Origin of the sequence: Chlorobaculum thiosulfatiphilum (genome assembly GCF_006265165.1) — a bacterium.
Lineage (GTDB): Bacteria > Bacteroidota > Chlorobiia > Chlorobiales > Chlorobiaceae > Chlorobaculum > Chlorobaculum thiosulfatiphilum.
In genome coordinates this window covers 30,128-50,986 of sequence record NZ_VDCH01000013.1, presented here as the reverse complement: position 1 = coordinate 50,986, position 20,859 = coordinate 30,128, and the positions used below count along the sequence as shown (strand labels likewise).

At 59.2% G+C, this 20,859-nt stretch carries 22 protein-coding genes and 1 pseudogene; 10 read left to right on the top strand and 13 right to left on the bottom strand.

Features of this window, described 5'->3' with window-relative positions:
* Nucleotides 1-140: 140 nt before the first annotated feature.
* Nucleotides 141-404: an SHOCT domain-containing protein gene (locus FGF66_RS07410; protein WP_170181266.1), complete on the top strand. Its 264-nt coding sequence runs from the start codon at nt 141-143 to the stop codon at nt 402-404.
* 100 nt (nt 405-504) lie between these two features.
* Entirely contained in the window at nt 505-708 is a 204-nt protein-coding gene (locus tag FGF66_RS07405) for an SHOCT domain-containing protein (protein WP_139457027.1), read from the top strand.
* 85 nt (nt 709-793) lie between these two features.
* Here FGF66_RS07405 and FGF66_RS07400 read toward each other — a convergent pair whose 3' ends face one another.
* Nucleotides 794-2,479: a peptide-binding protein gene (locus FGF66_RS07400; protein WP_139457026.1), complete on the bottom strand. Its 1,686-nt coding sequence runs from the start codon at nt 2,477-2,479 to the stop codon at nt 794-796.
* 39 nt (nt 2,480-2,518) lie between these two features.
* Nucleotides 2,519-3,271, bottom strand: a complete 753-nt coding sequence (gene bshB1 / locus FGF66_RS07395) for a bacillithiol biosynthesis deacetylase BshB1 (protein ID WP_139457025.1) — start codon at nt 3,269-3,271, stop codon at nt 2,519-2,521.
* A gap of 67 nt (nt 3,272-3,338) precedes the next feature.
* On the opposite strand from bshB1, the gene dut reads away from it, so the two are divergent.
* Nucleotides 3,339-3,794 carry a dUTP diphosphatase gene (dut, locus tag FGF66_RS07390; protein ID WP_139457040.1) on the top strand — a complete coding sequence of 152 codons (456 nt, stop codon included), beginning with the start codon at nt 3,339-3,341 and terminating at the stop codon, nt 3,792-3,794.
* Between the two features lie 95 nt (nt 3,795-3,889).
* Here the strand turns inward: dut and csmH are convergent, their stop codons facing one another.
* The 5 genes from csmH to FGF66_RS07365 form a co-directional block, all read right to left on the bottom strand.
* Nucleotides 3,890-4,549, bottom strand: coding sequence for a chlorosome envelope protein H (gene csmH / locus FGF66_RS07385; protein ID WP_139457024.1), 660 nt, complete (start codon nt 4,547-4,549; stop codon nt 3,890-3,892).
* A 155-nt stretch (nt 4,550-4,704) separates the two neighbouring features.
* Nucleotides 4,705-5,400, bottom strand: coding sequence for a TIGR04283 family arsenosugar biosynthesis glycosyltransferase (locus tag FGF66_RS07380; protein ID WP_139457023.1), 696 nt, complete (start codon nt 5,398-5,400; stop codon nt 4,705-4,707).
* The gene (locus FGF66_RS07375; protein ID WP_139457022.1) at nt 5,379-5,996 is read right to left on the bottom strand and encodes a TIGR04282 family arsenosugar biosynthesis glycosyltransferase; all 618 of its coding nucleotides are present in this window, start codon (nt 5,994-5,996) and stop codon (nt 5,379-5,381) included. Before FGF66_RS07375 ends, FGF66_RS07380 begins: the two co-directional genes overlap by 22 nt.
* 176 nt (nt 5,997-6,172) lie before the next feature.
* Complete coding sequence (locus FGF66_RS07370) at nt 6,173-7,534, bottom strand: FAD-dependent oxidoreductase (RefSeq protein ID WP_139457021.1); 1,362 nt, start codon at nt 7,532-7,534, stop codon at nt 6,173-6,175.
* Nucleotides 7,535-7,645: 111 nt separating this feature from the next.
* Nucleotides 7,646-7,900, bottom strand: a complete 255-nt coding sequence (locus tag FGF66_RS07365; RefSeq protein ID WP_139457020.1) for a hypothetical protein — start codon at nt 7,898-7,900, stop codon at nt 7,646-7,648.
* A gap of 281 nt (nt 7,901-8,181) precedes the next feature.
* Here FGF66_RS07365 and FGF66_RS07360 point away from each other — a divergent pair, with 281 nt between their 5' ends.
* Nucleotides 8,182-8,706, top strand: coding sequence for an Lrp/AsnC family transcriptional regulator (locus tag FGF66_RS07360; protein WP_139457019.1), 525 nt, complete (start codon nt 8,182-8,184; stop codon nt 8,704-8,706).
* Nucleotides 8,707-8,766: 60 nt separating this feature from the next.
* Nucleotides 8,767-10,911, top strand: coding sequence for a glutamine synthetase III family protein (locus tag FGF66_RS07355; RefSeq protein ID WP_139457018.1), 2,145 nt, complete (start codon nt 8,767-8,769; stop codon nt 10,909-10,911).
* A gap of 110 nt (nt 10,912-11,021) precedes the next feature.
* Here FGF66_RS07355 and FGF66_RS07350 read toward each other — a convergent pair whose 3' ends face one another.
* On the bottom strand, nt 11,022-11,438 hold the full coding sequence (locus FGF66_RS07350; protein WP_139457017.1) for a secondary thiamine-phosphate synthase enzyme YjbQ: 417 nt from the start codon (nt 11,436-11,438) through the stop codon (nt 11,022-11,024).
* 107 nt (nt 11,439-11,545) lie between these two features.
* Between FGF66_RS07350 and FGF66_RS07345 the strand changes: the two genes are divergently transcribed.
* Nucleotides 11,546-12,061 (top strand): hypothetical protein, encoded by a 516-nt coding sequence (locus FGF66_RS07345; RefSeq protein WP_139457016.1) that lies wholly within the window; start codon nt 11,546-11,548, stop codon nt 12,059-12,061.
* 23 nt (nt 12,062-12,084) lie between these two features.
* Nucleotides 12,085-12,894, top strand: a complete 810-nt coding sequence (locus FGF66_RS07340; protein ID WP_139457015.1) for a type III pantothenate kinase — start codon at nt 12,085-12,087, stop codon at nt 12,892-12,894.
* 141 nt (nt 12,895-13,035) lie between these two features.
* On the opposite strand, the gene aroB is transcribed toward FGF66_RS07340, so the two are convergent.
* Both aroB and FGF66_RS07330 read right to left on the bottom strand, forming a co-directional pair.
* Nucleotides 13,036-14,145: a 3-dehydroquinate synthase gene (aroB, locus tag FGF66_RS07335; protein WP_139457014.1), complete on the bottom strand. Its 1,110-nt coding sequence runs from the start codon at nt 14,143-14,145 to the stop codon at nt 13,036-13,038.
* A gap of 3 nt (nt 14,146-14,148) precedes the next feature.
* Entirely contained in the window at nt 14,149-14,721 is a 573-nt protein-coding gene (locus tag FGF66_RS07330) for a shikimate kinase (RefSeq protein WP_139457013.1), read from the bottom strand.
* 149 nt (nt 14,722-14,870) lie between these two features.
* Between FGF66_RS07330 and FGF66_RS07325 the strand changes: the two genes are divergently transcribed.
* On the top strand, nt 14,871-15,578 hold the full coding sequence (locus FGF66_RS07325) for a glutamine amidotransferase (RefSeq protein WP_139457012.1): 708 nt from the start codon (nt 14,871-14,873) through the stop codon (nt 15,576-15,578).
* Here the strand turns inward: FGF66_RS07325 and recD2 are convergent.
* On the bottom strand, nt 15,541-17,742 hold the full coding sequence (recD2, locus tag FGF66_RS07320) for an SF1B family DNA helicase RecD2 (protein ID WP_139457011.1): 2,202 nt from the start codon (nt 17,740-17,742) through the stop codon (nt 15,541-15,543). The two genes, FGF66_RS07325 and recD2, sit on opposite strands and share 38 nt — an antisense overlap.
* A gap of 48 nt (nt 17,743-17,790) precedes the next feature.
* Nucleotides 17,791-18,702, bottom strand: coding sequence for a hypothetical protein (locus FGF66_RS07315; RefSeq protein WP_139457010.1), 912 nt, complete (start codon nt 18,700-18,702; stop codon nt 17,791-17,793).
* Nucleotides 18,703-18,838: 136 nt separating this feature from the next.
* On the opposite strand from FGF66_RS07315, the gene FGF66_RS07310 reads away from it, so the two are divergent.
* Nucleotides 18,839-19,384, top strand: coding sequence for an HD domain-containing protein (locus FGF66_RS07310; RefSeq protein WP_246046617.1), 546 nt, complete (start codon nt 18,839-18,841; stop codon nt 19,382-19,384).
* A gap of 160 nt (nt 19,385-19,544) precedes the next feature.
* Nucleotides 19,545-20,513: a COG2958 family protein gene (locus FGF66_RS07305; RefSeq protein WP_139457008.1), complete on the top strand. Its 969-nt coding sequence runs from the start codon at nt 19,545-19,547 to the stop codon at nt 20,511-20,513.
* A 56-nt stretch (nt 20,514-20,569) separates the two neighbouring features.
* Here the strand turns inward: FGF66_RS07305 and FGF66_RS07300 are convergent.
* Nucleotides 20,570-20,725: pseudogene (locus FGF66_RS07300) on the bottom strand (30S ribosomal protein S12 methylthiotransferase RimO); the annotation flags it as partial.
* Nucleotides 20,726-20,859: the final 134 nt, after the last annotated feature.

The window sequence follows — 20,859 nt, the reverse complement described above, 5'->3', positions numbered from 1 at the left end:
AGGCAGCTTCACAACAGTTACGAACCATTATTCGCCAACGCCCTCAGGCACGAAGGCAATGACGTCGTGGAGGTATGGGGAGAGCTGACAGGATACAGGGGTTCATTGTGGTAGGCGGCGGCGCCGTTCGTGTCGTGTCAATGGCATGGCTGTATTATAATAACTGGGGGCTGGGTGGCGCCTGGGGCGCTGGTGGGGTATGCCCTATGTTGTGGGCCGCTGTTTTGGTGCTCTTGGTCATCATCATCTTTCTGGTGGTGGTATTGATCAATCGTGGAGTGCTCGCCGGAAAGGCAAGGCGTGAACTCGCCTCATCTCCGGCGATGCAGATTCTTGATGAACGCTATGCAAAAGGGGAGATCGATAAACAACAATACGAGCAGATGAAGGAAGATATCCGGTAACACACCGGCGCGGCGGCCGTTACGTCGCCTGTGTCAGGCTATGGAACAAGAACTCAAGGGGATGTTTTGACATGCAGCGCAAGATGAAAGGAGGTTGATCATGATGTGGATTCCATTGCTCATTGTACTGGCATTGCTTGCCATGATTTTCAACAGAAATTTTTTTGACGGTCGTTTTTTTCCCGGAGGAAACGATTCCCGACCCGAAGTCCGTGATCCGTTGACGATACTGAAGGAGCGTTATGCAAGAGGCGAAATAGAAAAGGATGAATATGAAGAGAAGAAAAGAGATATTGAGCGATGAACGGACATAAACGCGCTACGGGTGGCCAGGCAGGTTCGCCCGTAGCGCAGAAACCGGAATGCGCAATCAGTTTTTAGCGGCGCCCTCAATTCTTCCCCACCTTCCAGTCATACATATTCCCCAACGTCGCCAGCAGGCTCAGGCGGACGTTTTCGACCCGTTTGTTGAATCCCTCCAGTTCGTCGTAGTAGTACAGAAAGGTTCGCGGCTGTTCATTGGCGAGAATCTGCTGGTACTCTTTCCAGAGCTTGAGTTGCTCCGTTTTCGGCAGCGGGCCGGTCAGTTGTGAGACCACTTTGTCCAATCGGGCGTTCTGGAATGCGCTGGAGTTGAAGGGTTTTTTCTCGAAATCCGATCCCCAGATGACGAGCTGGAAGGGCAGCGTTTCGGCGGCCAGGCCGGAGAGGGCGGCGTCGTAGCGGTACTCGTTCTGGTTTTTGTTGAACATGAGCGCTTCGTCGAACTTCAGCTTGCAGTCGATGCCGATTTCGCGGAGGTTCTGCTGGATGATGGTGGCGGCGTAGTTGCGTCTCGGATTGCCGGTGGGCGCGGCGAGTTCGAACGAAAATCGCAGGCCGTTTTTCTGCAAAATGCCGTCCGGCCCCGGCGTCCAGCCAGCCTCTTTGAGCAGGGCGAGCGCCTTGTCGGGGTCAAACGCATAAGCGGGCAGCGACTGGTCGATGATCGAGGTGTAGGCGGGCGAGAGCGTGGTGTTGACGATGGTGGCGTGCTCCGGCCCCATGAAGCCGTCGATGATCGCCTGCCGGTCGATGGCGAGGGTCATCGCCTGTCGCACGCGCCGGTCGCCGAAGAGGCGGTTCGGCGCGATCTTCTTGCCGTTGCGCCACGCCTCGCCGTCGATGTTCAGCCACACGACGCTGTCGAAATAGCGGTCGGCCACCGGGATGATCGCAATGTCTGGGTTGCTCTTCGCCATCTCCGCGGCGTCTTTCGGATTGATGCCGCCCGCCGAAATCAGCGCGTCGATCTGTCCGGACTTGAGCATCGCCAGGCGCGTCGTGTACTCCGGCACCACCATGAAGGTCACGGAAGGCGTCGCCGCCGGATGCGGCAGCACCGAGGTTGGGCTTGAGGCGAGCGTCACCTTCGACTGGCGCTGCCACTCCTTGAGCCTGAAGGGGCCGGTGCCCATGACCGGCAGGGTGGCCGCCCGTTGGCGAATCTCGGCGGCGGGGATCGGGCGGAAGATGTGTTCGGCGACCGGCATCAGGTCGTTGAAGTGGTCGAGCGCGATGCTCTCCGACATCGGCTTGTTGAAATGCAGCACCAGCGTTTTGCTGTCCGGCGTCTCGACGGCGTGGTCGAAATCGACGGAGCCGTCGGGCTTGAGCAACAGGTCGTTGAGATAGTCCTGCCGGCTGCTCGCCACCGCCGGGTCGGCGTAGAGGCGGTACGAAAAGCTGAAATCCTTCGAGGTGAGCGGCTTGCCATCTTCCCAGACTGCATCGCGTTTCAGGTGGAAGGTGACGCTCCGTCCGTCCGGCGTAAATTCCCAGCTTTCGGCGGCGTTTGGCTGGTACGAAATTGCGCCGCTCTTCTCGTCGAACGACGGCCGGACGAGCGAGGGATAGATCATCGTGCACACTTCGCGGGCGAGCGACATCTGGATGAGCAGCGGGTTGAGGTGGTCGAAGTCGGCGTTGACGGCGATGACGATGGTGTCGGGCCGGGATTTCTGCGATTTCTGGCCGCAGCCTGCGAACAGCGTCACGAGCAGCAAGGCGGTGATGGCGAAGAGAGATTTGCGCATGGCGAATTTTTCTGGTGATTCCGATTGAGCGGTAAGCCTTCAGGCGCGGGCCGGGAAGACGCTGGTGAAGCGTTCCACGCCAAGCGCCGTCGGGAGCAGGAAGCCCTCGCCGTACATCGCGCCGATCTGCTCGCCGAGCGCTCTGGCGCGGGCTTCGAGGCCCGGCAGGAACTCCTTGCGGTTAATCATGGTCTCCGGCTCGTCGCTGTTCTCCTTGCGGTGGAACTGTGTGCCGAACGCCTCGACGCCGCCTCTCGAACGCTCGAAGGTCGCCGAAACATCCACGATGATGTCGGGGTCGAGCTGTTTGAACTGGATGTAGTAGAGCAGGTGGCGCGGACGGTGCGCGGCTTGCGGCAGGTCTCCGTCGAAGGTCTCGATCTTGCGCAGACCGGCGTAGTAGCAGGCGTCATAAACGAGGCGCGAGGCTTTCATGTGGTCGGGATGGCGCTCGTCCGGCGGGTTGCAGATGACCGTTTCGGGCTGGTATTTGCGGACGATGCGGATCACTTCGCGCAAGTTCTCTTTGGTATAGAATAGCTCCGAATCGCCGAGATCGAGCTGCTCCCGCGCCGCGTAGCCCATGCGTTCGGTGGCGAGCGCGGCCTCCATGCGGCGGGTTTCGGCGGTGCCGAGCGTACCCATTTCGCCGCCGGTCAGGTCGCAGACGGCCACCCGCTGACCTTCATCCATGATTTTCAGCAGCGTCGCCCCGCAGGCAAGTTCGACATCGTCGGGATGAGCGCCGAAAGCGAGGGCGTAAACCGGTTGAGTGGGTGCGGTCAAGGTCATGATTTCATATATTGGGCGACACGTTTTTCAGGCCGCCAACTCTTTCAAGCAACTTCAGCACTATTCGATGATCAAGGTAAAAATAGTTCGACTCAATCAAAAGGCGATCCTGCCGGTCTATGCCACCGCCCATGCCGCCGGAATGGATGTTTCGGCGTGTCTCGACGCGCCCGTGACCGTCGCGCCCGCCGCGTCGGCGCTCATTCCGACCGGCATCGCCATCGAGCTGCCCGAGGGGCACGAGGCGCAGCTTCGCCCGAGGAGCGGGCTGGCGCTGCGCCACCTCATTTCGCTGCCCAACTCGCCCGCGACCATCGACGCCGACTATCGCGGCGAAGTTGGCGTCATTCTCATCAATCACGGGCGAGAGCCGTTTACGGTCAACCACGGCGACCGCATTGCGCAAATGGTGGTGGCGAAGGTCGATCACGTGGTGTTCGAGGAGGTCGAAGAGCTTTCCGGCACGGCGAGAGGCGAGGGCGGTTTCGGCCACACCGGAGTTCAGGCGAAGGCGGGTGACTGATCCGACCGATCCATTCAATTCTCTTCTCCCGCGCTGGGCTAAAAAAAACAGGGCGAGGTTGAAACCCGCCCTGTTGTAAAATCGAAAGCCTGCGATTACGCTTTCGGCTCGCTTTCCGGGGCTGGCTGGGGCGCCGGTTTGGCTTCCGAAGAGCGCACCATGGGAATCTGCTGCACCAGTTTTCTCTTCTCTTCGCCGCCGCCCATGAAGACGGGGGGCATGCCCTGCGAAAAGATGCTGCCCGCAAGCTGGTTGATGCCCGAGCTGACGTTGTCGAACAGGTTCTTCACCTGATCGGTGTTGACCGTCGAGTTCAGGTTCGAGATCATACCCGTCCAGAATTTGCCAAGCTCGTTGAACGAGTTCTGGATGGTTTCCGATTTCAGGGTGTTGGTCACGCCTTCGATGAGCTGGCCCGAGACCGAATTGACGTTGTCGATGATCCCCTTGACCTGATCGGAATTGATGGTCGTCGAAACCCCTTCGATAATCTGACCGGTGGCGGTGCTGACGTTATTGATGATGCCCTTGACCGCGTCGGAGTTGACCGTGGCGGTGACCCCTTCGACGATCTGGCCGGTGGCGGTGCTGACGTTGCTCAGCATTCCCTGAACGGTCTCGATGGTCGAGTCGATGAGAATGCCCATGTTGCCGATGAGGTGGGCCATATCGCCGTTGCCGACGTTGCTCTCCTGCGCTCCGGCAGCCGGTTTAGGCGCTCCGGCGGCGAGCTTGTTGGTTTCTTCGATAGCCATGATGGTGTAGTTTGAAGAGAATTGCGTAGATGGTTGTCCTTGCGGAGCCGTGCTCCTGATGGAAGTTTTATGCAATAAATATAAATATAAATTATCGAAATCTCGTCTTTCGAGAGGCGATGGAAAGATGGGGATTTACGTCGAGGAGCGGACGGTCAGTTGACCGAGTTCCGGTAAAATCTCAGCATCTCCTCCTGGCTGAAGCCGAGCGCGTACATCAGGTGGATCGCGCCGAAGATGGCTTGCAGGCGGATTGCGCCGTTGGCGTGATATTTCCGCGCCGAGGTGATGACCGTCGAGTCGAGGATATGGAATCCGGCGTGGTGCTGAATTCGCTCGATGATCTCGATATCCTCCATGATCCGCAAGCGCTCGTCGAACCCGCCGATGCGCTCGAACAACTCGCGCGTGATGAAGAGGGACTGATCGCCGCCCCGGCAGACCGGAAGCGGGAATTGCGTGAACCAGCCGTAGAACTGCATGAGCCAGTCGGGGTCGTCGAAGCTCATGCGGAAGCATCCGGCCTTCGCGCCGCGCTCGATGGCGGCGCGGATGTCGTCGCGGAAGGTGGGCGGCGGCGTGGTGTCGGCGTGAAGAAAATACAGCACCGTGCCTGATGCAATTTTCGCTCCGGCGTTCATCTGCACGGCTCGTCCTTTTTCGGATCGGCAAACGGTAACGGGAAACGTTTGGGCGATCACTTCGGTGCGGTCGTCGCCCGAGACGCTGACGATGATTTCCGTGTCGCCGCGCCCCGCCGTCAACCGGAGCAGTGTTTCGAGCGTACGGGCGATTCCGGCCTCCTCGTTCCAGGCCGGGGTGACGATGCTCAGTCGTATTCCGGAGTCCATAAGCCGCTGGCTTTGAGGTCGTCGAAGGTGTCGATGTCGGAGAGCGCCGGGAGCAGGTCGCACGTCCTCGCGTGGTCGCGGATGATGCGGAGCGAGTCGTTCAGCACACTCGACGTGCTCCATGTCCGGTTCAGGAAAAGCTCCGGAAATGAGCGTTTCATGGCGGAGAGATAAAAGCCGCCGTCCCGCGCCGGGCCGAGCGCCACGTCGCAGGCGTCGAGCTTCCGGAAGGCGAGATCGAGGATGAAGGGGGTGATTTCGGGGCAGTCGGTGCCGATGAGCGCGACGCGGCTGAAGCCGACGGAGAAGCCTTTGACGAAGGCGCGGTGCATCCGCTCGCCGAGGTCGCGCCCCTGCTGGAGCCACGCCTCCGCGCCGCCCGTCAGCAAGAGATCGGTTTCGGGAATGAAGTCGGCGTAGCTGACGACTTTCGCGGCATTGACGGTCTCGGTCGCCTGTCTGGTGATCTCGCGGAGATGCTCATAAATGCGCAGTGCCTCGGCATCGCCAATCGATGCGGCGAGCCTCGTCTTGACCTGTCCGGCGACGGGGTTCTTCGAGAAGACGATGAGCAATTTGTCGTTCCGGCGATTCATGAGAGGTTATCGATGTTGGCGCTGGAAACGGATTCCCGTAGGGGCAACCCTCACGGTTGCCTTTCTCATGCGATGGTGTTGCGATGTGTCGTGAAGGCAGGACGGCCACAAGAGCCGTCCCTACAAGATATTTACAAGAACAAAAAGAATTGCCGGTCGCCCACGATGTCTTTTTGTCACCTTCCCAGCCGCTGGTGCAGCTTTTCGGCGACTTGCCTGCCGCTGAGGGCCGCGCCCTCCATCGAGGCCAGGTAGTGCTGGTCGGTGTAGTCGCCCGCGAGGAAAAAGTTGCGGACGGGGCTGACCTGGTCGGGCCGGTACTGGTCCACGTCCGGCACGGCTTTATAGACCGATTCGGGAATCTTGACGATGGTTGACTTGATCAGCCTGGCGCCTCGCGACTTCGGGAAGCGGTCGTGAATTTCCTTCATCACCAGCTCCGTGATGACGTCGTTCGGCAGGCTCATGAGCTGATGCGCCGGGGCGAGCACGAGGCTCATCACGCTGCCGCCGGTCGCCGTGCCCATGCCCGCCTGAAAGTCGTCGGGGCAGGTGATCGAGACGTCCGCGAAGGTGGCGAAGGTGGTTCCCTGCGAGAACATCAGGTTGTCGGTGTCGGTAATTTTCCGGTCGAACCAGAGCTGGCAGTTGGCCACCGGGCTGCCGACGAACTGGTGCAGGTTGCGGAAGTAGTCGTGCTGAAGCCACTCGTTCGGCACGATCTTCTTGACGCTGTGCACCGGCAGCGCCGAAATATAGGCGTCGGCCTCGATCGTGTGGCCGTCCCTGAGCACGGCGCGCTTGATGGTCTGGTCGTCGTTCAGCTCGAAGCGTGACAGGCGCGCGTCGATGAAGATGCGGCCGCCCTTGCTCTGGATGTACTGCCGCATCGGCTCGATCATCGAGTCGCCGGGATTTTTACGGAAGAAGGCGAATTTCGTGGCGGCGTAGTTCGTGCCGAAATATTTGAAGATCGTGATCATCGGGCGGGCGCTGATGACGTTCGGCTCGATGAAGTTCATGGCCAGCGCGATGGCCTTCCAGAGCTTCTGGAGCGAGTGCTCCGAAGCGCCGTGCAGCCGGTGCCACTCGGAGTAGGTCATATGATCCTGGCTGCGGAAGTACTCCTCGTTTCCGGCCAGCGCGGGCCAGAGGCCCTTGATGAGCGAAATCTTGTCCCACATGGTGAGGAAGTCCGCCTGCAGGCCGCCGACCACCTCGGCCCACGGGCTGGGCAGGTTGGCTTTTTTGAAGAACGACTGCTTGCCGTCCGGTTCGGCGTAGATGAGCGAGTGCTCCTTCCAGAGGTAGTTGTCGCCCGCGCCGACTTTTTTCAGATACTCCTGGAGCTGGGCGTAACCACCGAAAACGATGTGCAATCCGGACTCTATCGAATCACCGTCATTGTCTTTCCAGACCGATACTTTTCCGCCGAGCACCTTGCGTTTTTCGTACAGCTCGACGGTATAACCGCGATCGACCAGTTCGATGGCCGCGCTGAGACCGGCGACACCGGCTCCGAATATGGCTACTTTCAACGTTGCTTGGATGGCTTGAGGTTGGAGATGCTGAAAAATAATGCAGAATATAAGGAATTGGCGCTCTTTCACGAAAGGGTGCTAAAACCGCAGGGCCTTTCTGCCGGAGGTTCACGAAGGATCGTTCTCCTTCTCCTCTTCCTCTTTGTTTTCCGGTTTTTTTTCTGGCTCCTCTTCCTTGAATTTCTGGAGCATCCTGTCAACCTCGTCGAAAAAACGGAAGCCCAGGTTGAGCGACTCTTTTACCACGAAACGCAGGTCATGGCACACGGGTCGACCATCTCTCTCTGGCTGCCGGATCGATCGGTCAGAGGGATTCGGCGCGTCGTTTTCATCAGCGGAGAACTTTCTGGACAACTCTTTCATGACGGTAACTCAGTCGATAAAGGTGATGGGCCTCTCCCGGCTGACTCCGGGAGGGCGCTCCGGTGGCCGTTTCACGCAGAGAAAGCAGTTGAGAGACATGGATTATTAACTTACATTCTTGTCTGTAAATAACAAGATTTTTATTCAGCGATTATGATTGGTTGTTGAGGTTGAATCCTAAAATTTTAAGGGAAAGTGGCGATTAAAACCATCATTATTTAGAATAAGCTTGTTTATTTCTTAGATTTCATTAATTTCCTACAAAATCGAAGATTCTGCTTATGTCCGGACACCTTGACCTCATAGACCTGAAGATCATCGAATCCCTTGGCGGCAACGGACGGGTACGTCTGAGCGAGCTGGCCGAGGTCGTCGGCCTGTCGATTCCTTCGGTCAGCGAGCGTCTCGACAAGCTTCAGAAGAACGGTATTATCAAGGGGTTCACGATGGAAGTCGATGAGCGTCAGCTCGGCTTCGACATCCAGGCTTTCGTGCGCGTCCGCGTCGATTCTTCGAAGCACTACAAGTCGTTTATGGAGCATGTCATGAAGGAGGAGGAGATCATGGAGTGCTACTCCGTCACCGGCGAGGGTTCGCATATCCTCAAGGTCATGACGCACAACACGGCTTCGCTCGAACGTTTCCTGTCGCGCATCCAGAGCTGGCCGGGAGTGCTCGGCACCAACACGAGCTTCGTTCTTTCGCAATTGAAGAAAAACAACAGAATATGCGCCGAGATCGTGCGCAACAACCTGCAAGACAGGCAGGTGCTGATTACCTTCGATGAAAAGAAATCGAGAAAATAGCATACCATCACATTTGCGTTTATCAAATCACGTTTAAATCAATGTTTAAAGGAGGATCTCTTGAGTAACGAGAGCAAAAAAACAGTGGCGTCCTACTACGGCGCATTGACCTTCGGCACTGAAGCCATGAAAGACAGGCTTCCCAAAGAGGTGTTCAAGGCGTTGCAGGAGACGATCAAGGCCGGAAAGAAGCTTCCCGCCGACATCGCCGGCGTCGTCGCTCACGGCATGAAGGAGTGGGCGATGGAGCATGGCGCCACCCACTATACCCACTGGTTCCAGCCGATGACCGGCACCACCGCCGAAAAGCATGACGCTTTCCTGACCATCGAAAGGGATGGCACCGTCATCGAGCGTTTCTCGGGCGAGCAGCTCATCCAGGGCGAGCCTGACGCATCGAGCTTCCCGTCGGGCGGCATGCGTTCGACCTTCGAGGCTCGCGGCTACACCGCATGGGATCCCTCCAGCCCGGCATTTCTCATGAAGGGCGGCAAGAGCATGACCCTCTGCATTCCGACCGTCTTCATCTCCTACCACGGCGAGGCGCTCGACGAAAAGACCCCGCTTTTGCGTTCGATGGACGCGGTCAGCAAGGCGGCTATCCGCCTGCTCGACACGCTCGGCATCAAGGACGTGCAGCGCGTGATCACCAATGCCGGTCCGGAACAGGAGTACTTCCTGATCGACAAGAAATTCTATACGCAGCGCCCTGACCTTGTTATGACCGGCCGCACCCTGCTTGGCGCTCTGCCGCCGAAGGGCCAGCAGCTCGAAGACCACTACTTCGGCTCGATTCCTGATCGTGTGCTCGAGTTCATGCAGGAGATTGAAGAGGAGCTGTTCCTGCTCGGCATTCCGGCCAAGACCCGTCACAACGAGGTGGCTCCGCACCAGTTCGAACTCGCCCCGATCTTCGAGCAGGCCAACATCGCCTCCGACCACAACCTGCTCATCATGGAGGTCATGCGCAAGGTGGCCGACAAAAAGGGCTTCGCCATGCTGCTGTTCGAAAAGCCCTTCGCAGGCATCAACGGCTCCGGCAAGCACAACAACTGGTCGATCGGCATCGACGGCGGCATGAACCTCCTCGATCCCGGTGACACTCCCGAGTCGAACATCAGCTTCCTCGTCTTCCTCGTCGCCGTGCTCAAGGGTGTGCTGAAACGCTCCGCGATTCTGCGCGCTTCGGTCGCCAGCATCGGCAACGACCACCGTCTCGGCGCCAACGAGGCTCCGCCGGCCGTCGTCACCGTCTTCCTCGGCGACCTGCTCGAGCGTGTGCTCGACGCCATCGAGAGCGGCAAGGTCGATCTGAAGACCGAAAAGAAGATTCTCGATCTCGGTCTCAGCCACGTGCCGTTGCTCAACAAGGATTACACTGACCGTAACCGCACCTCGCCGTTCGCCTTCACCGGCAACAAGTTCGAGTTCCGCGCCGTCGGCTCCAGCCAGCCGATCTCGGTGCCGAACACGGTGCTCAACACCCTCATGGCCGAAGCGGTCGATGACCTGAATGCTGAAATCGTCGCCAAGATCGACGCGGGAATGTCGAAGGAGGACGCTATTCTGCTTGCTGTCCGCGAAGGCATCACGGCCACGAAGGCCGTGCGCTACCCCGGCGACAACTACAGCGAAGATCTTCAGAGGGCTGCTGCCGAGCGTGGTCTGCCGAACATGAAGAACACCCCGGAATCGGTTCGCGCCTGGACCGACAAGGACACCATCGCCATGTTCGTCAAGTACGGCGTACTGACCGCCGAGGAGATCGACTCCCGCTACAATGTCCGCATCGAGCGCTACGTCAAGGGCATCGACATCGAAGCCCGTACGCTCTTGCTCATGGTCAAGACCATGGTCATTCCGGACGCTTCGGAGTACCAGGGCGACCTGGCCAGCTCGTTCAACAACCTCGTGGCCGCCGCCGACTCCATCGGTCTGTCCGAGGGAGCCTTCATGAGCCAGGCCGGTCATCTCAAAACGCTCGCCGAAGACCTTTCGAAGCTGATCGATCTGACCGCCATTCTCGAAGCGACCATCGAGGAGATGGAGGAGCAGGAGAGCGAACTCGACAAGGCTGACTTCTGCGCGGCCAGGCTTCTGCCCTGCATGAACGCCATCCGCGAAGTGGCCGACAAGATCGAGGGTCAGGTTGACCGCAGCCGCTGGCAGCTTCCGACCTACTCCGAGATGCTCTTCGAGCACTGAGGAGAAGTGTGCAATGCAAAAAAAGCCCCGGTTTTTCGGGGCTTTTTTGCTTTTGGGGGAGAATGTAAGAGGTGGACTTGGTGGATGAGGTGGACGAAGCGGACGGAAGATTATTCTCCGATGATTTTGATGAGCACCCGTTTGCGGCGGCGGCCGTCGAACTCTCCATAAAAAATCTGCTCCCAGGGGCCGAGGTGCAGTTTGCCGGCGGTGACGGCCACCACCACTTCGCGGCCCATGATCTGGCGTTTGTGGTGCGCGTCGCCGTTGTCCTCGCCGGTGCGGTTGTGGCGGTAACGCGACGGATCGTGCGGCGCGAGATTTTCAAGCCACTGCTTGTAGTCGGCGTGCAGGCCCGGTTCGTCGTCGTTGATGAAGACCGAGGCGGTGATGTGCATCGCGTTGACCAGGCACAGCCCCTCGCGGATGCCGCTCTCGTCGAGCGCACGCGAAACGTCGCGGGTGATGTTGACGAAATCCATTCTTGCGGGCACTTCCATCCAGAGCTCTTTGTGGTATGATTTCATTGGTCTTCCGGTTCTGGTGATTTTGGAACGGCTCTCTCTGTGTTTATCGCTTGAAAAGCCGTATAATTGTCGTTCAAAGATAACAAGAAACATCTCAAGGTTCGCCCATGACCGATCTGTTCCAGTACCCGATGTCGTATCCCGGCTGGTGGCTCAGCAACTACTACTACTTCACCTGGACGCTCGCCATGCTCTTTCTCGCTGGCGGATGGGCCTTTTTTTACCGCTACGGCAAGTTCAGTTACGGCGTCGATTTCGGCTGTTTCTGGAAAACTACGCTACTGGTCTTCATGACAACCATCGCGCTTGGTGTGCCGTCGTATTACAACACGAAATTCGTTGCCCAACATGGCAACGACGGCGATTCCATCGCGCTTTCGCCCGACCGCATCGAGTACCGTTACCGCAACGGCGAGAAGAAGATGTTTCTTCTGAAGGACATCGTTTCGATCTACCAGGAGCCGGTGACCTACAATCCGCCGCCAAAGATTTTTATCGTCGCCAAAAATGCCGGTCTTCGGGATTCGATCACCGTCACCGAGGGCAAGTTCGGCCTGCCGGATGCGGACAAGCTGCTCTCGGCGCTCTCGGCAAAGACGGGCCTGCCGGTCAAGCGCCCCTGATCTCGACAATTCGCGAATTTCCCATGCAGCGTTCCCGGAGCGAATCGCCCGCTGAACTGGCGCGGCTGGTCGTTGACATCGGCAACACGACCACGACGCTTGCGCTCTTCACGGGCGACGCCGAGCCGGTTGTCGAGTCGGTGCCGAGCGTGATGTTCACCGACTCCGCCGCAATGCGCGAGGTGCTCGCCGATTTGTCCCGAAAGCACTGTACGCCGCAGGCCATCGCCATTTGCAGCGTGGTTCCCGCTGCCGCCGCCGCAGGATCGGCGCTGCTCGAATCGCTCTACTCCGTGCCGGTGCTCGCCATCGGCAGCGACCTTCAGCTTCCGTTCCACCTCGAATACGGCAATCACAATACCTTCGGCGCGGATCGCCTCGCCCTGTGCGCCTGGAGCTGCCATCTCTTTGCAAGAAAATCGGTTATCGCCATCGATATTGGCACGGCCATCACCTTCGACGTGCTCGATGCGTCGGGAATGTACCGTGGCGGCCTCATCATGCCGGGCATCGACATGATGTCGGGGGCGCTCCATGCACGAACCGCGCAATTGCCGCAGGTTCGGATCAACAAACCGGCGAGCCTGCTTGGTCGCTCGACGGAGGAGTGCATCAGAAGCGGGATTTTCTGGGGAGCGGTCAAACAGATCAGCGGCCTCGTCGAAGCCATTCGCGGCGATCTCGTCCGCGACTCCGGCGAGTCAACGGTCGAGGTGATCGTCACCGGGGGCAACAGCCGCCTCATCGCCCCCGAACTCGGCGCGGTCAGCGTCATCGACGAGCTGGCCGTGCTGCGCGGCAGCGATCTCTTGCTGCGGATGAATCTGGCGTAATTTTCGTCGAAATCGAAACTCGACTACAATAGCGACAGAACGCTCCTGCCTCTCCCCCGGCTTGAAAGCCGGGGCAATCGAAGAAAATATAAGATTGAGTGTCCGCAGGGTTGAAACCCTGCTGAATGGAAGAGGTTGCTGTTAACCTTGTTTCTTTTCCTCAAACCACCCCTTCGCATCGTCGATCGCCTGAAGCACGGTTTCATTGGCGATGTCGTGGTCGTGCAGGAAGGCGTGGCCGATTCGGTCGAGGAGCACGAAGCGCAGTTGCCTGTCGATCTTCTTTTTGTCGGAGAGCATACTCTCGACCAGCTCGTCGCGGTCGAGCGAGAGAAAGCGCTTCCGGACGAGGCCGCGCGGGAAGCGGAAGCGGGCGAGCAGCGCAAGCCCCTCGCGCAGCTCCGCTTCGGCGAGGAATCCCAGCCGGTGCGACAGGAAGAGCGCGCACACCATGCCGATGGTCACCGCCTCGCCGTGGCGCAGGTTGCGGTATTCGGCCATCTTTTCGAGGCCGTGCGCGAAGGTGTGGCCGAAGTTCAAGGTCGCCCGCAGGCCGGTGGTCTCGCGGAAATCCTTCTCCACCACGTCGGCCTTGATGAAGGCGCTGCGGCTGACCGCTTTGGAGAGCCACGGCTCTTCGAGGCGCACGATCTCGCTCCAGTGCGCGGCGAGCAGGTCGAAGAATTCGCGGTCGGCGATGAAGCCGTATTTAACTACTTCACTCAGGCCGCCGTAAATCTCGCGCGAGGGGAGCGTCCGGAGCAAGGCCGGGTCGATCAGCACCAGCTCCGGCATGTGAAAATAGCCGATGAGGTTTTTGCCGAGCGGGTGGTTGATGGCCACCTTGCCGCCGATGGAGCTGTCGGTCATGGCGAGCAGCGTCGTTGGCAGTTGCACCACCGGAATGCCGCGATAGTAGCTCGCCGCGATGTAACCGCCGAGGTCGCCGACCACGCCGCCGCCCGCGCAGACGAGGTTCCAGCTCCGGTCAACGTCCGCCTCGATCATCTGCCCGTACAGCTTCCACGCCGTCGAGACGCTTTTGGAGGTCTCGCGCGCGGGCACCACCAGCTCCACGGTACGGAACCCTTGGCGCTGCATCGACTCGATGATCGCGTCGCCGAAGAGCTTGCGGGTGTTCTCGTCGAAGAGCAGCACGGTTTTTTTGCCGAGTCCTCTCGTGGCGTAGAGTTCGCCAATCGAATCGATAACCGGCGTTCTGACAATGATATGGCTGGAAGGCGTTTGCATTGATTACTTCTCTTGAGTGTTTTTCGATGCGCGGCGGATGTGTCGCTCGATTTTGCGCGTCAGCTCCTCGACGCTCGTTCCGATCTTTTTCGCGTCGGTGAAGAGCACCAAGTCGGCCTTCATATAGCGGGGTTCCCGTTTTTCGAGCAGCTCGGTGACGCGCTGCTGAATCTCTTCCCGCGTCAGTTTTCGTCCGTCCGGGCCTTTCAGGAGGGGGCGGTCGGTCTTGTTCTGGAGCCTGAGCGTGAGGATTTCCGGGCTGGACTTGAGGTAGATCAGGGTGCCGTGCGTACTGATCAGCTCGAAGCAGCGGTCGTTTTCGAGCACGCCGCCGCCAAGCGAGACCACCATCCGCTCTTGTTGGCCGATCTTTTCGAGCGTCCGGAGTTCAAGCTCACGGAAGGCGGCTTCGCCATCTTCGGCAAAGATGCGGTTGATGCTCTTGGCGGCGGCGATCTCGATTTCGCGGTCGAGGTCGATGAACTCGAAGCCGAGAGAGTTGGCCAGGAGCGGGCCGATGGTCGATTTGCCTGAACCGCTGAAGCCGGTCAGAAATATGAGTGAGTGGTGCTTCATCCTGTTATTCTGCGGGCGACGGCGGCCCGCTGTTGATTTGCGGCCAATATACGAAAAAACGGAGCGATAACCGGCGAGGCGCGATTGTTTCAGTCGCTCAAAGATGATAGCTTTGCGGCAGCGGATTCGATCACTGGAAATCATCGTTTATGAAAAGTCTGTACATCATCAAGGCCGGAAGCACCTTTGCCACCGAGGTGGCGCGGCTCGGCGATTTCGAGGAGTGGGTGCGGCGCGGCCTCGGCGACGCGCCGTGCCCGGTCGCGGTGGTGAACGCCGAGGCGGGTGAGGCCTTGCCCGCGCCGGAGCGGTGCGCCGGGGCAATCGTCACTGGCTCGCACGCGATGGTGACCGACAATTTGCCGTGGAGCGTGGCCATCGAGCGGTTGATCCGGGAACTCGTCGCCGCCCGTGCGCCGTTCCTCGGCATCTGCTACGGCCACCAGCTTCTCGGTCGCGCCGCCGGTGGCGAGGTCGGCTACCATCCGCGTGGCCGGGAGGCTGGCACGGTTTCCGTCGAGCTGACGCTCGAAGGCGGGCGCGATCCGCTCTTTGACGGAATCCCGGCGCGGTTCGCCGCCCATGCGACCCACGCGCAAAGCGTCTTGCGGCTGCCGCCGGGCGCTGTCCATCTCGCCTTCAACGGATTCGAGCCGAACCACTCCTTTCGGGTGGGCGAATCGGCGTGGGGCGTACAATTTCATCCGGAGTACACGCGGGAGATCATGGCCGCTTATCTGCAAGATGGGAGCGCCGGTTCCGGAGCGTCGCGGAAGGGGAGTGGTGTGTTGGGCGAGACGCCGTTTGCCGGGAGGGTGCTTACAAATTTTGCCAGTTTTGTGTGCCGGAGGTTCTGAGCCGCTGCACCAGGCCGGTCAGGCGGCGCTTTGACTTGCAGTTTTTGACCGCTAACGCGAGCGCTTTCGGCTCGGCCACGATTACCACGAGTTTGCGTCCGCGCGTGACCGCCGTGTAGATGAGGTTGCGTTCGAGCAGCGTGAAGTGCTGCATGGCGAGCGGAATCACCACCGCCGGGTACTCCGACCCCTGGCTTTTGTGGATGCTTGTCGCGTAGGCGAGCGAGAGTTCGTCGAGGTCGCTGAAGTCGTACTCGACGAGGTGGTGGTCGAAGAGCGCCGTCAGCGTCTCCGCCTCGGCGTCGATCGCTTCAATGAGGCCGATGTCGCCGTTGAAGACCTCCTTGTCGTAGTTGTTGACCGTCTGGAGCACCTTGTCGCCCGGCGCGAAGGTCGTTCCGCAGCGCGTCACCTTCGGCTTGGCGGTGGGGTTGAGCTTCGCCTGAAGCTCGGCGTTCAGCGCGTGTACTCCGACGCCGCCCTTGTTCATCGGCGTCAGCACCTGCACGTCCTTCACCGGGTCGAGACCGAAGCGCTTCGGGATGCGCTCCGTGACGAGCTGCATCACCTTGTCGTGAATGTCCTCCGGCGAGGCAGCTTTCACCACGTAGAAATCCGACAACTCCTCGCCCTCGGCGGTCAGCGGCGTTTCGCCCTGGTTGATGCGGTGCGCGTTGACGACGATCATCGACTCGGCGGCCTGCCGGAAGATTTCGGTGAGGCGCACGGTCGGAATCGCCTCCGACGAGATCAGGTCGGCGAGCACCGCGCCGGGGCCGACCGAGGGGAGCTGATCGACATCGCCGACGAACACCACCGCCGCGCGGTCGGGGATCGCCGCCACGAGCTTCTGCATCAGCGTCACGTCCACCATCGAGGTCTCGTCCACCACCACGAACGATGCGTCGAGTGGGTTGCCGCGTCCGCGCTTGAAGTCGAACGCCTGCGGGTCGAATTCGAGCAGGCGGTGGATCGTTTTGGCCTCGATGCCGGTCGATTCGGTGAGCCGCTTGGCCGCCCGGCCCGTGGGAGCGCAGAGCGCCACGGAGACCTTTTCGCGCAGGAGCACCGAGAGAATCGCTCGCAAAATGGTGGTTTTGCCGACGCCCGGCCCGCCGGTGATGATCGAGACCTTGCTCGCCAGCACCAGCGTCACGGCGCTGCGCTGCGACGGCGAAAGTTCGAGGCCGGTCTCCTTTTCGATCCACGGCAGCGCGTCATGCGGGTCGAGCGCCTCCCACGGCAGCGGGCCGCGCATCAGCCGCCGGAGGCCGGAGGCGACGCCCGTTTCGGCGCGATGCAGTGATTCGAGGAAGATGCACGGCGCGTCGTCGATCGTTTCGCCCACGATGCGGCGGGTGAGCTTTTCGTTCTTCACCGCCTCGGCCACGAGCGGGCGGTCGATCTGGAGCAGGCGCGACGCCTCGTCGATGAGCGTCTGTTCCGGCACGGCGCAGTGGCCGCTCTGCGACATCTCGCCGAGCACGTGGCTGATGCCCGCTTCGGCCCGCATCAGCGAATTTTTCGCCACGCCGAGGCTCGTGGCGATGGCGTCGGCGGTCTGGAAGCCGATGCCTTCGATGTCGAGCGAGAGGCGGTACGGATTCTCCGTGATGGTGGCGATGGCCCGCTCGCGGTAGCGCCGGTAGATTTTCCAGGCCCGCGCTTCGCCGACGCCGTGTGTTTGCAGAAAAAGCATGATGTCGCGCACCGCCTTCTGTTCGCCCCACGACGCCTTGACCATGTCGAGCCGCCGCCGCCCGATGCCGGGCACTTCGAGCAGCCGCTCCGGATCGTTCTCGATGACGTCGAACACCGCGTCGCCGAACCGTTCGATCAGCTTTTTCGCGAAATAATTGCCGAGTCCCTTCACCTGCCCGGAGGCGAGGTAACGCTCCTTGCCTTCGAGCGTGGTGGGCTGCACGGGGGTGATTTTCGAGGCCTTGAACTGCAAGCCGTGGGTGCGGTCATTCTCCCACGCGCCGACGCACTCCATGAACTGCCCCACGGCGGGCGCGGCCGTGCGGCCCACCACCGCAACCGGCTCGCGCTCTTCGCCGACCCGCAGGCGAAGCACCGTGAAGCCCGACTCTTCGCTGTAAAAGGTCACCCGCTCGACCGAGCCGGAGAGGCGCTCTTCGTGGGAGTCGGCGGGTGTTTGCATGGGTGGCGGCGTTGCGGTGGACGTTGTGGACAGCAGGAGAAAAGATTGCTACGGTTTTTTGGCGGCGAGCTTTTGCAAAGCTTCGAGAGTGCGGTCGCATTCGGCTTCGGCCTTGCGCTTTTTGCCGAGCGACAGGGCCGCGGCGCGTTTGTTGGTGTTCAGCGTCGAGAGGCGCGTGATTTCCGCGTTGACGCGCATGAACTCGCCGAAGTCGGTCGTGGCTTCGCGGATGTAAACGCGGCTCTTTTTGCCGGTCATTTTTTCGAGCGATTTCAGCGCGGTGCTGACTTTGCTCTGTTCGGCCAGTATCGAAGCTTCGAGCGCCTTTTTGTCCGCTTCCGGGGCGGCGTCGATGTGGCGCGTCTGGAAGAGCGCGATGTTGCGGATGGCGATTTTCGCGTCCGTGGCGATCTTCTCCATCTGCGCTTTCCGCCACTCCGGTTTGACCTTCGCGGTCAGTTTTGCGAGGTTGCCGTCGATCTTCTGTTGCAGCTCCGCGCCGATGGTGCTGGACAGGTCGAGCGCCTTGACGTTGGTGTTCTGCATCGCCGATTCGAGCAGCCCGGCGTCGATTTGCTGAAGCTCCGTCCACGATGCGCCGAATTTCGCGACCAGCTCCTTCTCCTTTTCGGAGCCGCTTTGCTCGCTCACTGCTTCGAGCTTTTTCTGGTCACGGCCGACCTTGCTGGCCGCGGCTTTCGACTGCTCGGCGAAACCGGCGGCATCCCCGTCGTTGGCGGACAAAACGGCGCTCTTCTCCTTCTCTGCCGACCGGGCGAGGTTCATCCGCATATCCGCGAGCAGCGCCAGTTTCTGCGATCCTGCGGCCCCGCCGCTCATGATCGAGGCGCTCTGGAACCAGAACGACGCCAGCAGCGTGATGAGCGCTGTCGCCACCAGGCTCGCCGCCCATGCCAGTCCAATGCTTTTGCCCGCCTCTTTCTCGTCTGCTTTCATCATGAGCGCCGTCCCGATGGTTAGCTAATGTTCGGAAAAGTTTATTTTTTAACGATTCGGGGAATATACGAAAGGGCGTACACGATTTGCCGCAAAAGCTCGCGCCCGATTCAGGAAAATGAAAAAGCGGAGGTCAACCATGATGCAAGTTAAACCGGAACAGGTTTCGATGGTCGATGCGCTGGTCGATCCCTGGCTGCGGGTGATCGGGCGCGACTTCGCGGGCTACCGCAACCACTGCCGTCGGGTGTTCATTTTTGCCTGCGAGCTGGCCGAAGCAGAGGGGGAGAGCCGCCAGAAATTCGCCATCGCTGCCGCGTATCACGACCTTGGCATCTGGGCGGACAAAACCTTCGACTACCTCGAACCCTCCAAGCGCCTCGCCCGCGCGTATCTCGATTCGACCGGCAAGGCTGAATGGGCCGACGAAATCGCGGCAATGATCGACAACCACCACAAAGTCACCCCGTGGAGCTGCAAGCCCGACTGGCTCGTCGAACCCTTTCGCCAGGCCGACTGGCTCGACGTCTCTCTCGGCGCGCGTAATTTCGGCCTCCCGCGCCGATTCATCCTCGAAATCCAGCGCCGCTATCCGAATGCCGGTTTCCACCTCACGCTGGCCCGCCTGACCTTCAAGCGAATGAAAAAGCACCCGAAAGATCCGCTGCCGATGATGCGGTGGTGAGGGGCTTGTCGTCATTGCGAGGAGTGGTGGCGTGGCAATCGTGTGCTGAAGGTGTGGAAATGGCTATCGAGAGTGATTAATAAAAAAATGATGTTTTGACTTGCCTGTTTTTGATCGATATATTTTTCGCATGACGATAATTCAGCAATGGAGGCGAGATATGGCCGTTTACTCTTTCCTTGACCTTGCATATGAAGTTCTCAAAGTGGCAACCCAGCCTTTGACTTATCAGGAAGTTTGGCAGGCCGGAAAAGAGGATGGCCTTACAGACAAAATCAAGACATCAGGTAAGACTCCATGGCAGAGCCTTGGGGCGCAACTGTATGTTGAAGTCCGAGACAACGAAGATTCCCGATTCATGAAAGTCGGGAAAAGGCCGGCCCGCTTCTTTCTCAAAGATCGGGCGACTGAATTAGCATCGGATGCTGTTGCCAAGATTGAGAAAGAGGAATCCAAGAAGAAGGAAAAGAAGACAGGGTATCACGAACGTGATATTCATCCACTGCTGACTTACTTCGCTTATGCAAACCCGACTTTCAACCGAGGGCGGTCGATCTTTACAAAGACCATCTTTCATGAAAGATCGCAGAAATCTGGTTACAATGAGTGGATTCATCCAGATATTGTAGGATTCTACCTGCCCTTGGACGACTGGCGTCCTGATGTGATTGAATTCAACCGCCTTTCAGACAACAACTCTCTCAAGCTCTTCTCGTTCGAGATGAAAAAGAGTCTGACGAAGGCCAACTACAGAGAGGCATTCTTCCAGGCGGTATCTAACTCGTCGTGGGCACATGAAGGCTATCTGGTCGCTGCTGAGATACTACAAGATGATGAGTTTCTGGCTGAACTCGAACGACTTGCTTCATCGTTCGGAATCGGGATCATTCATCTTGATCCGATAGACATCGACAGCTCTAGCATCCTCTATCCAGCAAGGGTTCGGGATATTCTTGACTGGGAAACGATAAACAAGCTCTGCGAACAGAACACAGATTTTGAAAAATTTCTTCAAGATGTGAAAATAGACTTCGAGTCCAAGCGGATTCACCGGGCAGAGTTTGATGAAATTGTCAAAGACATCCGGACATACATCCGAGAGAAACTGAAAATTGAGCCAGAGGCTTGATGAAATGCAGTAAAACGCACCGAAAGTTTAGACGTTAACCAACGATTTACTTTTATTCACCCCCTACTCACCCGTCCAAACAACTTGAAAGCTGTCGAATCCTCGATAATCACCTTACAAAAATCGTCTTCCTCCACAGCATCATCGCCAATCTCGATTATCACGTCGTTATCGACTTCGGGGGCGTCGTATTCGGTTCGGGCGTAGGCGAGGTGGTGTTCTTCGTGGTGGCAGGTTAGGCTGCCCTGAGCCGAAGGCTCACGCTAAAAAACCCCGGTCTTGCAAGCCTTTGTGCGGCTGTGTGTTGGTATCCAGATGCAGAAAAAATACATTGCACTATTGCCAT